Consider the following 14,816-nt stretch of genomic DNA (forward strand, 5'->3'; position numbering starts at 1 on the left):
CGAGCCGAGGGTTTGTGTGGGTATGAGGACGATTCCATGTTGATATGTTTGGTTTTACTCCTGAATGTGTTGACTTGTCAATGGTTTCTTGTAACCTAGTTCACATGACTGCCACGTCCCCGCTCACTTCACACTCGGTTCTGCACGGTGTTCCCGTTGTGGCCGGAGTTCAGTACGCGCCCGTCATCCGCCCGGGCAGGCTGCCCGACGCCGACACCGACGTCGGGGAAGATGTCGACGAGGCAGACCGGGCGGCTGAAGGTGAGCGGTTCACCGCAGCGGCGTCCGCGGTGGCGGAGCGACTGCGCGAACGTGCGGCCCATGCCACCGGGTCTGCCTCCGAGGTACTCGCCGCGACGGCGACGCTGGCCCAGGATCGGGGGTGGCTCGGCGCCGCGGAGAAGCGCATCAAGGACGGCACGCCGGCGGTGGGCGCGGTCAACGCCGCGATCGAGCAGTTCGTCGAGATGTTCACGAAGCTGGGTGGCTTGATGGCCGAACGCGTCACCGACCTGCGCGATATCCGCAACCGGGTCGTGGCCGAGCTGAAGGGCCTGCCGGAGCCGGGGGTGCCGGTCCCTGACGAACCGTCGGTGCTGTGCGCCGAAGACCTTGCGCCTGCCGACACCGCCGGGCTGGACCCGACGCTCATCGTCGCCCTGGCCACCACCCTCGGAGGCCCGACCAGCCACACCGCGATCATCGCCCGCCAGCTCGGCATTCCGTGCATCGTCGCCGTCGCGGGCCTCGACGACATCCCGGCAGGCACCATGGTTCTCGTCGACGGAACGCGCGGCACCGTCACTGTCTCTCCGGACGAGGGGCCAGCGCGTGAGGCGGTCGCCGAGGCCAAGCGCGTCGCGGAAGCTGCCGCGAAGTGGTCCGGCCCCGGCGCGACGGCCGACGGTCATGCCGTCGCGGTCCTGGCCAACGTTCAGGACGGCGCCGCCGCGCGCGCTGCACGCCAGACACCGGCCGAGGGTGTCGGGTTGTTCCGCACCGAGCTGTGCTTCCTCAACACCGACACGGAGCCCACCGTCGACGAACAGGCGACCATCTACGCGGAGGTACTCGAGGCCTTCGCCGGCAACAAGGTCGTCGTCCGCACATTGGACGCGGGCTCGGACAAGCCGCTGAAGTTCGCGGGCCACCCCGACGAGGCCAACCCGGCTCTCGGCGTGCGCGGGATCCGTATCGCGACCAACAATCCGGGACTCCTGGACCACCAACTCGAGGCCATCGCCGCCGCCGCCGAGCGCACCGGCAATCCACCGTGGGTGATGGCGCCGATGATCGCGACCGCGGAGGAAGCGAAGAACTTCGCGGACAAGGCGCGGTCGCACGGGTTGACGCCCGGCGTGATGATCGAGGTGCCGGCCGCTGCTCTGCTCGCCGACCGCATTCTCGAGCATGTCGAGTTTCTGTCGATCGGGACCAACGACCTGGCGCAGTACACGATGGCGGCCGACCGGATGTCGGCCGACCTCGCCACGCTGACCGATCCGTGGCAGCCCGCGGTGCTGGCGCTCGTGGCGATGACAGTGAAAGCCGGTGCCGCCGTAGGCAAACCGGTCGGGGTGTGTGGTGAGGCCGCCGCGGACCCGCTGCTGGCATGCGTCCTCACCGGTTTCGGTGTCACGTCGTTGTCGGCCGCCGCTGCTGCCGTGCAGGGCGTCGGCGCCAAGCTCGCGCAGGTCACGCTGCAGCAGTGCCGAGACGCGGCAGATGCCGTGCTGGGCACCGCGAGTGCCGCCGAAGCCCGCGCCGCAGCGCTGGCCGTGCTCGGCTGAACCCGTGAGCCATCCATCGCAGGACGCCTTCGCCGACGAGGTGACCGACTGGACGCAGATCCCCGGCTGGTTCCATTGGCGAGAAGGTCAGGAAGAAGCGGTCTCGACGTTCCCCGAAGGGAGCATCTTCGTGGAGGTCGGCGTCTATCTCGGGCGCAGCCTGTGCTCGTTGGCCGACGTGGTCCGGGGTTCTGGTCGTCAGTACACGGTGGTCGGCGTCGACACATGCCGTGGCAGCGGGCAAGAGGGCCAGGCCGGTGTCGACGCGCACGGCCCTGCGGTCGCGCATGGCGGCGGCACCATCGCGGGCCTGTTGCACCGCAATGTGATCGCGTGCGGATTCGCCGACGACGTGGACATCCTGATCAGCCCCTCGCCAAAGGCGGCCGAGTTCTTCGCCGACGGCTCGCTGGCGTGGGTGCATCTCGACGCCAGGCATGACTACGACAGCGTGGCGGCCGACATCGAGGCGTGGGAGCCGAAGGTCATGCCGGGTGGCTGGCTGTCCGGGGATGACTACGACGACCGTCTGTGGCCCGGGGTCGTCGGTGCCGTGCGTGACAGATTGCCCGACTCTCGCGGATGGTTGACGGCGCAGTGGCGATTCCTCAAGCCCGGGAATTAATCGGACCGTGGTCCGGTTAGGGTGGGTATGCCCGCAGTCACAGCCGATACTCTGACCTTGCCCCGCATCTCGGGGCCCGCTCCTACGGACACCGAACGCCCGGTGCGATCGGTCACGACCGGTCCTCGCGGCTATGAAGGCGAAGGATTTCCCGTCGTCCGTGCCTTCGCCGGAGTCAACGCCCGTGACCTCGACCCGTTCGTCCACATGGACCAGATGGGCGAGATCGAGTACCAGCCGGGAGAGCCCCGCGGCACCGACTGGCACCCGCACCGCGGCTTCGAAACCGTGACGTACATGATCGATGGCCGGTTCGCACACCAGGATTCGCATGGCGGTGGCGGCCTCATCACCGACGGTGCCACCCAGTGGATGACCGCAGGCTCGGGAATCCTGCACATCGAGACCCCGCCGGCCGAGCTCGTCGAAAGCGGCGGCACGTTCCACGGTGTTCAGTTGTGGGTCAACCTCCCGAAGAAGGACAAGTTCGCCGACCCCAACTACCAGGCGATCGAGGGCAGCGCCGTCACGCTGTTGTCCTCCGACGACGGTGGTGCGCTGGTGCGCGTGATCGCCGGCGAGATCGATGGTCGCGGCGGACCCGGCGCGACGCACACCCCGATCACGTTGGCACACACCACAGTCCAACCGGGTGCCCAGTTGGACCTGCCGTGGAACCGGGACTTCAACGCACTCGTCTACGTGTTGTCCGGTCGCGGATCGGTGGGGCCTGTCGGGCATCCGATCCAGCAGGGTCAACTCGCAGTGCTCGGCCCTGGCGACCGCATCAAGCTCTCCGCCGCGGCAAGCCAGGATTCGAACCGTCCCGCGCTCGAAGTCCTGCTGCTCGGTGGTAAGCCGATCCGCGAACCCGTGTTCCAGTACGGCCCGTTCGTCATGAACTCGAAGTCCGAGCTCATTCAGGCGATGGACGACTTCAACGCAGGCAAGTTCGGATCCATCCCGCCGAATGCGCTGATGCCCCACCGCCCGCTGAGCTGACCGGTCAGGCCGCCGCGGGTGTCAAGGGGTAGATCAGCTCCAGCTCACCGATCGCAGCGGCCGCCGTCAGCAACGGCAACGCAGCCGAGATTCCCAGAGTGTCATCACCGACTTCCGATCGCAGCGCCCGCACGAAGTCGTCACTGATCGGAACCCAGTCCACGATGGCGTCCCGGTCACCGGCCACCCGCCCGCAGATGACGTCGACATGCGATTCCAGCACCGCGCGGACGTTCGGGTAGGAACCCAACGGTGGCGGTGTGGGGATGTCGGCGATCAGGTCGGCGACTGCGCGCAGCCGAATTGCGCGGTTGAAGGACCGCACCACCGGCGCCCGAAAATCGGTTTCACCGCTACTCTCTGAAAGATAGTGCCGCACAGCGTCATCGACCACTCGGGACGCTGACAGTGCATCGTGGCTCAGCGTCGCGACCTCATCGTTGCGCTCTTCGGTCGCACCTCTGGTGATGCGCAGCACCGAAGCCCGCAGATACCGGGCGAAGATTTTGCGCGCCGAGTCGATCTGGTGCGTCACCGAGGCGGTCGCGCCCCGCGGCCACAACAACAACGAGACGGCCACACCGACGAGGGCGCCGACGAAGACGTCCTCGACCCGGATCAGGCCGACCTGCCAACCGGTCGGCGCGATGAGGTTGAAGAAGATCAGGACCATCATCGTGAACGCGGCCTGTGCGGCGGTGAACGAGGCGATCTCCGGCACATACGCCGACCCGAACACCACCAGCGGCATCAGCATCCACAACACCACCGGGTCCACGCCGACCAGATAGATCAGCACGGCTCCGAGCAGAAATCCGATTCCCGTGCCGAATACGGCGCGCCACACCCGGGTGCCTGTGGTCAATGCGCTGCTGCGCAGCACCGACAGCGCGCCGAGCACCACCCAGAAACCGTGCTCGATCGGGAAGACGTGCGTGACCGCGACGGCGAGCGCGAGTCCAAGGCCGGTACGCAGGCTGTTGCGAACCGCCACCGCACGGTTCTCCAGGAACCCGGACGTAATCTGGGCCGCAGCAACGGTTTCCGGGAGAAGCCGATCGGAAGCCCCTGTCGGAGGCAGTCGCAGTCCCAGCGCGCGTGCCCACACCGGGCGAGCGTCGGCCGCTGCCGCGGCGGCGATGATCCGGCCGGTGGCAGCGACCGTGGCCGCAATCGTGCGTCGCCGCAACAGATCACGCCCCAGCGAGACCGCCTGGTCATCGTCGGGAGCGCTGAGGATCTCGTCGAGATCCTCGCGCCAGCGCCCGCGGGCCGTCGTGCGCAGAACAATCAGCGCTGCCTCAAGGTCCGCTCTCGCCAGCTCGCGTTCGTCGCGGCGCGATATGCGCAGGACCTTGGCCGCGCAGCGCAACACACGCGCCACCGCATCCTTGTCGCGCAACGTGACTCCGGCCTGCGGCCCCGTCCTGTCCGCAACCCACTCCAGGTCGTCGACGACGCGGACGAGAGCGCGGCTGCCCGCCGTCAAGCCGACCGGCCGGAAGTCGGCCTCCAGGAACGTCTGTCGCAGGGAGTCCATCGCCCTGCTGACATCGTCGGTGGTCGCCGTCCCGTCCAGGCGGTCGGCCAGGTTCTTGCAGGCGCGCGCAGCCCGGGTGCGCAGCTGGCCGTGATGGCGCGGCGGCAGCACGAACAATGCGGCCGGAACGCAGACGGCGAGGGCGATCGTCCAACCCAGCAGGCGGTCTCCGATGGGTGCGGGAGCTGTGCATGCGGGCAGCACGAACAGCACCAGTGTTGCGCGTCGGCCTGCGGCGATGGTCTCGCTGAGGACTCCGGAGAACGTAACGGCGACGCCGAGGGCGAACATCGCCGCGACTGCCGGCAAGGGATGCGGCGCGACCAGGGTGCCGAGGGTGATGAGCACGAAACCGTTGGCGCCCAGCCACGAATACGCGACAGCGCGGTTCTGTCGGTTCCCCGGAAAGTCGGAGAACACCAGCAGCGCCACCGAACCGAAGATGGTGAACAACGGTGTCTGCGGATTGTCGCCGGCCAGGGTGAACGCCAGTGCGCCGGCCAGCGGGACCACCATCGCCGCACGCAGGGCTCGGCGGAGGGCATCGTTGTCGGGATCGCGCTGCGCGAGGCGCCGCGCGATGCGGTGCCGCAGCTCGTCCAGTCGTTCCGACATCAGCGCCACGAGAGTTCGACGCGGATTTCCTGACGTCGGACGCCCGCGAGTAAGAGTTCTGTCATTATTTGCTGCCGCAAAGTCGGACACCTGCGTTGATCCGATGTGCGAGCAATGTGCGCGGAGACGGGGCCGGGGTGGTTCCGAGCCGCCTGCTTCATCATTTCGAACTCAACCATCGCCGGGTACCGAACGGAACTGACCGGAGTCGAGCGCCTCCAGCAGTTGACCGACGATCCAGCGCAAACCGGCGGTGTCGGGCGGCAGGATCGCCTGCTCGTATCCGACCAGCAGATAGACGGCCCAGGAGGCGAAGAGCTCAGCCTGCCGCGGGTTCTCCAGGATCTGCACGGCCGAGTCGTAGACGGCTTCGAAGCGCTGGCGGTCGACGGCAGCTTGTACGGCGCGCACCTGCGGGTCGATCGAACCCCACACCCGGATCGCGGATTCGGCACTGTGGGGCAGTGTGAGGCCCGCCTCGATGAGGCGGTCGATCCGCCGTCGCGGGTTGGGCTCCGCCCCCACGGCCTCGATGACGTGAACCGTCATCCCCCTCTGCCAGTGCGCCACCAACTGCTGTGTGTACGCCGACCAGTTGGAGAAGTAGTGATAGAACGACCCCGTGGTGACCCCGAGCCGCTGACACACCTCGGCGAGCTTGAGACCGCCATAGCCCAGGTCGGCCAACACGTCGAGGCCGGCGTCGAAGAAGGATTCTCGCGCTGCCACCGCCCCCATACACCGAAACCCTAGTTCGATTTCCGTCGGCTTCGAGGCGGGCTATCGCCGAAGCCAGCGGGTCGTAGCACCGTCAGTGGCGCCGATTCATTTGCTGAGAGGTCTCTCTCGGGTAACGGGTGGAGATGGCGTGAACAAGGGTCAGGTGACGTGTGGCACAATTTGACCGTGCCGTATACGGCTAGTAGAGGTCCAGGACGTCCTCCCGCAGCGAAGGCAGCTGAAACACGGGAGCGCATTTTGCATGCCGCTCGCGAGGTCTTCAGCGAACTCGGCTACGACGCGGCGACGTTTCAAGCAATCGCCATTCGCGCAGATTTGACCCGCCCAGCGATCAATCACTATTTCGCGAGCAAACGCGTGCTCTGGGGTGAGGTGGTCGAGCAGACCAACGCCAGCATTGTTAGCGCGGGCATCGCCCGGGCACAGGAACAGCTGACCCTCATCGAGCGCCTGTCGGCGTTCCTGTCGGTGGCGACGCAGGCGGAATCCGACGATCGCTCGGCTGCCGCGTTCCTGGTGACGTCGGTTCTGGAGTCGCAACGTCACCCCGAGCTGAGCAGCGACGAGCACGACTCGTTGAAGAACTCGCGAGCGTTCGTCTCATGGGCGGTCAACGACGCGATCAGCCGTGGGGAGCTGAGCACCGACACCGATGTCCCGCATCTGGTCGAGATGCTGGTCGCGGTCGTCTGGGGGATGGGTTTCTACGCCGGATTCGTCGGTGACCGCACCGAGCTCAGCGCTGTGGTGCACAAGCTGGAGCTGTTGCTCGCCAACAAGCTCTGGAATCTCAGCGAGTGATTCGCTCTTCCTGATCGTTACCTGTGAGTTCGGCTGTTTGGGCTGTGGTGTGGCCCACAGCGGAGCGGGTCTGCGCCATCGTTTAGATAGGCTTGCGAAGTAATACGGCGCTGACGGCGCTGTGCTCACTGATCAAGAGGTAGCGCCCATGAGTTCACTTCGCACCGACAACGACACCTGGGACATCGCATCCAGCGTCGGCGCCACCGCGGTCATGGTCGCCGCGGCCCGCGCTGCGGAGACCGATCGTCCTGACCGGATCATCACTGACCCGTACGCGAAGGTTCTCGTCGCCGGCGCGGGCACAGGCTCATGGCAGTACATCGGCGACGACGCGTTCCTGACCAAGGTGACCAAGTCCGACCCCGAGATCGGCACGCTCTTCGAGCACATGGGCAACTACCAGGCCGTGCGCACCCACTTCTTCGACGCCTACTTCACAGCCGCCACCGACGCGGGTATCCGCCAGGTCGTCATTCTGGCCTCGGGCCTCGACTCGCGGGCATTCCGCCTGCCCTGGCCCGCCGGCACCACCGTCTATGAGATCGACCAGCCGCTGGTTCTCCAGTACAAGGCCGCGACGCTGGCCGACCACGGTGCCAGCCCGTCGGCAGACCGTCGTGAGGTGCCGATCGACCTCCGGCAGGACTGGCCCGCCGCCCTCAAGGACGCCGGCTTCGATCCGAGCGCGCCGACGGCGTGGCTCGCCGAGGGCCTGTTGATGTATCTGCCCGCAGATGCCCAGGACCGGCTGTTCGCTCAGATCACCGAGTTGAGTGCCCCGGGTAGCCGGGTCGCCGCCGAGTCGATGGGGCTTCACGCGCCGGATCGCCGGGAACGGATGCGGGAACGGTTCGCCTCGATCACCGCTCAGATGGACGTCGAGCCGATGGACATCACCGAGCTCACCTACGAGGATCCCGACCGCGCGGAGGTGGCCGACTGGCTCGTCGCCAACGGCTGGCGTGCCGATGCGGTCGCGTCGCAGGACGAGATGCGGCGCCTCGGCCGGCTTGTCGAGATCCCTGACAGCGGCGAAGAGTCATTCTCGACGTTCACCACCGGGGTCAAGCTCTAGGCGGCCTTGACGCCTGTTCACCAACCAGATGGTTGGTTAGGATTCGGGTTACTCCACGGTCAGGAAGGGACCCCATCATGACCACCGAATCCGTTGCACCCGCTCAGACCGCCGATATCCCGGCGATCGTCCGTCGGCTCCGGCAGACGTACGCGACCGGCCGCACCCGCAGCGTCGAGTGGCGCAGGGAGCAGCTCCACGCGCTCGAGCGCCTGATGACCGAGAACGAGGGCGCCGTCGCCGACGCGCTGGAGAAGGACCTGGGGCGCTCACCGTTCGAGGCGTGGCTGGCCGATGTCGCGAGCACCACCGGCGAGGCCGCCTACGCGGCCAAGAACGTCGGGAAGTGGATGAAGCGCAAGCACCGTCTGCTGGAGATGTCGCAGCTGCCGGGCCGCGGATGGGTCGAGTTCGAGCCGTACGGCACCGTGCTCATCATCGGCGCGTGGAACTTCCCGTTCGCGTTGACGCTCGGCCCCGCCGTCGGCGCGATCGCCGCGGGAAACACGGTGGTGCTCAAGCCTTCTGAGGTCGCCCCGGCCTCGTCGGCGTTGATGGCCGAGCTGGTGCCCCGCTACCTCGACAACGACGCGATCGCGGTCATCGAGGGCGACGGCTCGGTCAGCCAGGAGCTCATCGCACAGGGCTTCGACCATCTTCTGTTCACCGGCGGCACCGAGGTCGGGCGGCGCGTCTACGAAGGCGCGGCGCCGCACCTGACGCCCGTCACCCTCGAGCTGGGCGGCAAGAGCCCGGTGATCGTCTCCAAGGACGCGGACATCGAGGTGGCCGCCAAGCGCATCGCGTGGACCAAGCTGATCAACTCCGGCCAGATCTGCATCGCACCGGACTACGTGCTCGCCGAGGCGCCGATCCGCGACCAGCTCGTCGACAAGATCCGCGAGGCGGTCGAAGGGTTCGAGGCGGAGAACACCGGCGGCAAGCGCATCGTCAACGAGCGCCACTTCAACCGGCTGAGCAATGCGCTCGCCGCGACCAAGGGCAGCGTGGCCGTCGGCGGCGGTTCCGACGCGGTCAACCTCAAGATCGATCCGACGGTCGTCGTCGACCCCGACCCCGCCGAGCCGTTGATGACCGACGAGATCTTCGGGCCCATCCTGCCGGTGTTGACCGTCCAATCCCTCGATGAGGCAATCGCTTTCGTCAATGCGCGGCCCAAGCCGCTGGCCGCCTACCTGTTCACCAAGGCGAAGGCGGTCCGGGAGAAGGTGATCCGCGACGTGCCGGCCGGCGGCATGGTGGTCAATCACCTCATCTTCCATTTCGCCACCCACAAATTGCCGTTCGGCGGCGTCGGACCGTCAGGTCTGGGCGCCTACCACGGCAAGTTCGGCTTCGAGACGTTCAGCCACAAAAAGTCCGTGCTGACCAAGCCAACCCGACCCGACCTCACGGCCATGATCTACCCGCCGTATACAGAGAAGGCATGGAAGCTGGCGCGCAAGCTCTTCTAAGGTGATCGCGAGCTTCAACTGAACCCCAACGAGAGGAACAGCAGTGCCAGGAGTGCAGGACCGTGTCATCGTCGTCACGGGCGCCGGAGGCGGTCTCGGACGTGAGTACGCGCTGACGCTCGCCCGCGAAGGCGCCAGCGTCGTCGTCAACGATCTCGGCGGAGCGCGCGACGGCACCGGCGCCGGACACAACATGGCCGACGACGTCGTCAACGAGATCAAGGCTGCTGGCGGCCGCGCCGTCGCCAACTACGACTCCGTCGCCGAGCCCGAAGGTGCGGCCAACATCATCAAGACGGCGGTCGACGAGTTCGGCAAGGTCGACGGCGTGGTGAGCAACGCGGGCATCCTGCGTGACGGCACGTTCCACAAGATGGAGTTCGGCAACTGGGACGCCGTGCTCAAAGTCCACCTGTACGGCGGGTACAACGTCATCCGCGCGGCGTGGCCGCACTTCCGCGAGAACGGATTCGGCCGCGTCGTCGTCGCGACGTCCACCAGCGGTCTGTTCGGCAACTTCGGCCAGGCGAACTACGGCGCAGCCAAACTGGGTCTGGTCGGCCTGATCAACACGCTCGCCCAGGAGGGCGCGAAGTACAACATCAAGGCCAACGCCGTTGCGCCGATCGCCGCGACCCGCATGACGCAGGACATCCTGCCTCCAGAGGTCTTCGAGAAGCTGACGCCGGAGTACGTGGCGCCCGTCATCGGGTACCTGTGCACCGAGGAACTGCCGGAGACCGCGTCGGTGTTCATCGTCGGCGGCGGCAAGGTTCAGCGGGTCGCGCTGTTCCAGAACGAAGGGGTGACGTTCACCGAGGTGCCGTCGGTCGACGACATCGCCGGCAAGTGGGGCGAGATAACCGACCTGTCGGCGGCCGAGCGGGCCACCTTCAGCCTCGGCTGACAGTGTGAAAGCCCTTGTAGCGCAGGAGCTTTCTGGTCCATCCGGGCTGGCGTACACGGATGTCGAAGATCCCGCCGCTTCCGACGCGGCGGTGGTCATCGACGTCGGCGCGGCCGGTGTGTGCTTCCCCGACCTGCTGATGTTGCGCGGTGAGTACCAGATGAAGATGCCGCCGCCGTTCATCCCTGGCGTCGAGGTGGCGGGCACTGTCACGTCGGCGCCCGATGGCTCGGGTTTTACCGTGGGGCAGCGTGTTTCCGGTTTCAGTCTGCTCGGCGCCTGGGCGCAGCAGGTCGCCGTTCCGGTGCAGAGCGTGATTCCGACCAACGACGCGCTCGACGATGGCTCGGCCGTCTGCCTGCTCGGCAACTACTACACGATGCACTTCGCGCTGCAGCGCCGCGGAGCACTCCTGCCGGGGGAGACGGTCCTTGTGCTGGGCTCCGGCGGTGGGGTCGGGACGGCGTCGGTGCAGATCGCGAAAGCGTTGGGCGCCAAGGTCATCGCGATGGTGCACCGGCCGTCGGCGGTCTCCTTTGTGGAGTCGCTGGGCGCCGACGTCGTATTGCCGCTCACCGACGGGTGGCTGGACGCGGTCAAGAAGGAGACCGGTGGCCGCGGTGTGGACCTCGTCGTCGATCCGGTCGGCGGAGCCGCATTCGACGACGCGATCCGTGCGATGGCCACCGAGGGACGCCTGCTCGTCATCGGCTTCGCCGCAGGCGGCATCCCGACGGTGAAGGTGAACCGGCTGCTGCTGCGCAACGTCAGCGTCGTCGGCGTCGGGTGGGGCGAGTTCGTCAACCGCAACCCCGGAGCGCAGGCGGCGGTCGGAGCGGCGTTGGCCAAGCTGGTCGATGAAGGGCTGAGACCGCCTGCACCCGTGCGGTTTCCGCTTGCCGACGGCGCGGCGGCGTTGCAGGCGCTCGCCGACGGCGAGATCAACGGCAAGCTCGTCCTGGAGCCCTAAGTGATTCGTGCGCTCGCATTCGACGTGTTCGGCACCGTCGTCGACTGGCGCTCGAGCGTCATCAGGCAGCTCGAGGAGTTCGGTCGTCGCAACGACGCCACCGCGGACTGGGCCCAATTCGCCGACGACTGGCGGGCCGGCTACGTCCCGTCGATGGACCGGGTCCGCCGCGGCGAGCTTCCGTGGACACGGTTGGACGACCTGCACCGGGCACGCCTCGTCGAGTTGCTCGACAGCGCCGGGATCGTCGTCGCCGACACCGAGATCGACGATCTCAATCTCGCGTGGCACCGGCTGGACCCGTGGCCCGACAGCGTTGCGGGGCTGGTCCGCCTCAAGCAGCGGTACGTCATCACGACGCTGTCGAACGGCGACGTGTCACTGCTGACGAACATGGCCAAGCGGGCGGGGCTGCCGTGGGATTGCATCCTGTCGGCCGAGGTTTTCCACCACTACAAGCCCGACCCCGAGGCCTACCGCGGGTGCGCGGAGATCCTCGACGTCGCGCCGGACGAGCTGATGCTCGTCGCCGCGCACCCCGCCGACCTGCGTGCCGCCCGGGACGCGGGATTGCGGACGGCGTTCGTGTTCCGGCCCGGCGAACACGGGCCGGACCGCACACTGCGCAAACCCGCAGAGGGCGAATTCGACTTCATGGCAGATGATTTCCTCGGTCTCGCCGACCAGCTGGGAGCCTGATCGTCACCCGACTACTCTCACGGGCATGAGCACCGTCGGGATCGTCCTCGTCGCGTTGGTGATCGCCGTCGGCCTGGTCGGGATCATCGTGCCGATCCTGCCGGGCGGAATCCTGGTGATCGGCGCGATCGGAGTGTGGGCGTTCGTCGAGAGCACCGCGGTGTCGTGGGTGGTCTTCGGAATCGCGGCGGCGCTGTTCGTCGGATCGCAGGTCATCAAGTACACGTGGCCCGTCAAACGGATGCGGGCCGCCGATGTGCGTACGTCGGTGCTCGTCGTCGGCGGCATCTGCGGTGTCGTCGGCTTCTTCGTGATCCCCGTGATCGGTCTGCTCATCGGCTTCGTGCTGGGGGTGTTCGCGGCCGAGCTCAGCATCCGAGGCAATGTCACCCGCGCGTGGGCATCGACGTGGCACGCGCTGAAGGGCGTGGCATTGTCCGTCGGAGTCGAACTCTCCGGAGCAATGCTGGCGACGCTGGCGTGGGTGGTCGGGCTGTTCCTGGTCTAGCATGCCGCGCGCAGGACCTCAGCCCTGCAGCACCTTGCGCAGCCGGCTGACGTCCTCGTCGGTCACCCCGGCGGCATCGAGATACCCCTTCAGCGAACCGAACTCGTCATCCAGCGTCCGGCGGGCCATGTCGAGGTACTCCTCGCGAACACCCAGCACCGACTCGGTCAGCCTGGCCTCGGCGAGCTCGAGGATCTCGGGGGCTTCGGCCGCACGGTCCCGGATGTTGGCCAGGATGCTCTCCCGCAGCTGCGGCACCGCGACATTGCTGCGGAGATAGTCAGTCATGATCGCGTCGCGCTCCACACCTGCGGCCTCCAGCACCACCGCGATGGTGAAGCCCGTCCGGTCCTTTCCGGCGAAGCAATGGGCCAGCACTCGCCGGTCGGATCCCAGAAGAGTGACGACGCGGTGGACGGCCTGGCGGGCCAGCGGAGCTCCCGCGATCCGGCCGTACTCCTCGGTCATGTATCGCGCGGCCGCGTCGCCCACCGATTCACCGTCGGGCTTGTCGGTCATCATCCGCTGGAAGGCGTGCTCGTGCGGTGCTTCGCCGTCGGAAGCCACCGTCTCGACGAAGGGCAGGTGGTGGATCTCGACGCCCTCGGGAACCAAACCCGCACCGTGCTTTTCGAGCTCGCGCAGCGTGCGCAGGTCGGCCACGTCGGTGATGCCGTAGCCGCTCAGCGCAGTGCGGCCGCTGTCGTCGAGCTTCGACAGCTCGCTCGCCCGGTAGAAGTGCCCCGGCGCGATACCGGTCTGCTCGGAGACGTCGCGGAAGTTCCACGCACCCGACAGCTCACCACCGGAGGACACCACTAGCGGGGCCCCGTCACCGCGGTCGCGAAAGCCGACTTCTCCCTGCCCAACTCGGTGCGCGCGATCGTCCGCATATGCACCTCGTCGGGACCGTCGAACAGGCGCATCGCACGATGCCAGGCATACAGGCGAGCCAGCGGGAAATCATCGCTGACACCCGCGGCACCATGCACCTGGATCGCGCGGTCGATCACATTGCACGCCATCTGCGGGGCGACCGACTTGATCTGCGCCACCAGCACCTGGGCATCCTTGCTCTTGTTGCCCTGCTGATCGATGGTCCACGCCGCCTTGTGGCACAGCAGCCGGGCCTGCTCGATCTCGTTGCGCGACAACGCGATCTGCTGCTGCACCATGCCCTGTTCGGCGAGCGGCTTGCCGAAGGCGATGCGATTCTGCACCCGGTCGATCATCAGTGCCATCGCCCGCTCGGCCACGCCGATCGCGCGCATGCAGTGATGAATCCGGCCAGGACCCAGCCGCGCCTGCGCGATCGCGAAACCACTGCCCTCCTCGTGCAGCAGATTCGACGACGGCACCCGCACGTTGTCGAACGTGATCTCGCAGTGCCCGTGCTGGTCCTGCCAGCCGAACACGGGCAGCGACCGTTCGATCGACACCCCAGGTGTGTCGACGGGAACCAGGATCATGGACTGCTGCTGATGGCTGGCCGCATCCGGGTTCGTGCGGCCCATCACGATGAGGATCCTGCAGCGCGGGTCGGCGACACCGGTGATCCACCACTTGCGGCCGTTGATGACGTAGTCGTCTCCGTCGCGGAGCATGGTCGTCTCGATGTTGCGGGCGTCGCTCGATGCCACCGCGGGCTCGGTCATCGCGAAGGCTGACCGGATCTCGCCGGCCAGGAGCGGCTCCAGCCACTGTTTGCGCTGCTCCTCGGTGGCGAACAGGTGCAGCGTCTCCATGTTGCCGGTGTCGGGTGCCGCACAGTTCAGCACCTCGGGGGCGATCTCACCGCTCCAGCCCGACAGCTCGGCCAGCGGCGCGTACTCCAGGTTCGTCAGTCCCGAGACCGACGGCAGGAACAGGTTCCACAGCCCGCGCTCCCTGGCCAGGACCTTGAGTTCCTCGACGACCGGCGGAACGGTGTGGTCGTCGCGGCCCTTCTCGTGGCGGTAGGCCTCATAGGATGCCTCGGCCGGGAAGACGAATTCGGTCATGAATTCGGTCAGACGCTTGTGGTAGTCGGCACCCTTGGCTGACATCGCGAAGTCCATGACCGCCA

The 14,816-nt window shown here is 67.1% G+C and carries 14 protein-coding genes; 10 read left to right on the forward strand and 4 right to left on the reverse strand.

Annotation, left to right across the window (positions count from 1 at the left end; translation table 11 throughout):
* The first annotated feature begins 44 nt into the window (after positions 1–44).
* Genes ptsP through P9A17_RS22535 form a run of 3 tightly spaced genes read left to right on the forward strand, consistent with a single transcriptional unit; the run spans position 45 to position 3,417 of the window.
* The gene (gene ptsP, locus P9A17_RS22525; protein WP_278040955.1) at positions 45–1,790 is read left to right on the forward strand and encodes a phosphoenolpyruvate--protein phosphotransferase; all 1,746 of its coding nucleotides are present in this window, start codon (positions 45–47) and stop codon (positions 1,788–1,790) included.
* Between the two features lie 4 nt (positions 1,791–1,794).
* A complete protein-coding gene (locus tag P9A17_RS22530; protein WP_278040956.1) occupies positions 1,795–2,415 on the forward strand; it encodes a class I SAM-dependent methyltransferase in 621 nt (206 codons plus the stop codon).
* A gap of 27 nt (positions 2,416–2,442) precedes the next feature.
* Positions 2,443–3,417, forward strand: coding sequence for a pirin family protein (locus P9A17_RS22535; protein ID WP_278040957.1), 975 nt, complete (start codon positions 2,443–2,445; stop codon positions 3,415–3,417).
* Between the two features lie 4 nt (positions 3,418–3,421).
* On the opposite strand, the gene P9A17_RS22540 is transcribed toward P9A17_RS22535, so the two are convergent.
* Positions 3,422–5,572 (reverse strand): FUSC family protein, encoded by a 2,151-nt coding sequence (locus P9A17_RS22540; RefSeq protein ID WP_278040958.1) that lies wholly within the window; start codon positions 5,570–5,572, stop codon positions 3,422–3,424.
* A 171-nt stretch (positions 5,573–5,743) separates the two neighbouring features.
* Positions 5,744–6,310: a TetR/AcrR family transcriptional regulator gene (locus P9A17_RS22545; RefSeq protein WP_278040959.1), complete on the reverse strand. Its 567-nt coding sequence runs from the start codon at positions 6,308–6,310 to the stop codon at positions 5,744–5,746.
* Positions 6,311–6,478: 168 nt separating this feature from the next.
* Between P9A17_RS22545 and P9A17_RS22550 the strand changes: the two genes are divergently transcribed.
* From P9A17_RS22550 to P9A17_RS22580, 7 genes are all read left to right on the forward strand, one after another.
* Entirely contained in the window at positions 6,479–7,114 is a 636-nt protein-coding gene (locus P9A17_RS22550; protein WP_278041061.1) for a TetR/AcrR family transcriptional regulator, read from the forward strand.
* Positions 7,115–7,262: 148 nt separating this feature from the next.
* The gene (locus P9A17_RS22555; RefSeq protein WP_278040960.1) at positions 7,263–8,192 is read left to right on the forward strand and encodes a class I SAM-dependent methyltransferase; all 930 of its coding nucleotides are present in this window, start codon (positions 7,263–7,265) and stop codon (positions 8,190–8,192) included.
* Between the two features lie 77 nt (positions 8,193–8,269).
* Complete coding sequence (locus tag P9A17_RS22560; protein ID WP_278040961.1) at positions 8,270–9,667, forward strand: aldehyde dehydrogenase family protein; 1,398 nt, start codon at positions 8,270–8,272, stop codon at positions 9,665–9,667.
* A 43-nt stretch (positions 9,668–9,710) separates the two neighbouring features.
* Positions 9,711–10,574, forward strand: coding sequence for an SDR family oxidoreductase (locus P9A17_RS22565; protein WP_278040962.1), 864 nt, complete (start codon positions 9,711–9,713; stop codon positions 10,572–10,574).
* 4 nt (positions 10,575–10,578) lie between these two features.
* Positions 10,579–11,544, forward strand: a complete 966-nt coding sequence (locus P9A17_RS22570) for an NADPH:quinone oxidoreductase family protein (RefSeq protein ID WP_278040963.1) — start codon at positions 10,579–10,581, stop codon at positions 11,542–11,544.
* Positions 11,545–12,243: a haloacid dehalogenase type II gene (locus P9A17_RS22575; RefSeq protein WP_278040964.1), complete on the forward strand. Its 699-nt coding sequence runs from the start codon at positions 11,545–11,547 to the stop codon at positions 12,241–12,243.
* Between the two features lie 25 nt (positions 12,244–12,268).
* The gene (locus tag P9A17_RS22580; RefSeq protein WP_278040965.1) at positions 12,269–12,751 is read left to right on the forward strand and encodes a DUF456 domain-containing protein; all 483 of its coding nucleotides are present in this window, start codon (positions 12,269–12,271) and stop codon (positions 12,749–12,751) included.
* 18 nt (positions 12,752–12,769) lie between these two features.
* Here P9A17_RS22580 and P9A17_RS22585 read toward each other — a convergent pair whose 3' ends face one another.
* Complete coding sequence (locus P9A17_RS22585) at positions 12,770–13,570, reverse strand: tyrosine-protein phosphatase (protein WP_278040966.1); 801 nt, start codon at positions 13,568–13,570, stop codon at positions 12,770–12,772.
* Positions 13,570–14,796 (reverse strand): acyl-CoA dehydrogenase family protein, encoded by a 1,227-nt coding sequence (locus tag P9A17_RS22590; RefSeq protein WP_278041062.1) that lies wholly within the window; start codon positions 14,794–14,796, stop codon positions 13,570–13,572. Before P9A17_RS22590 ends, P9A17_RS22585 begins: the two co-directional genes overlap by 1 nt.
* Positions 14,797–14,816: the final 20 nt, after the last annotated feature.

Origin of the sequence: Mycobacterium sp. 236(2023), assembly GCF_029623955.1 — a bacterium.
Lineage (GTDB): Bacteria > Actinomycetota > Actinomycetes > Mycobacteriales > Mycobacteriaceae > Mycobacterium.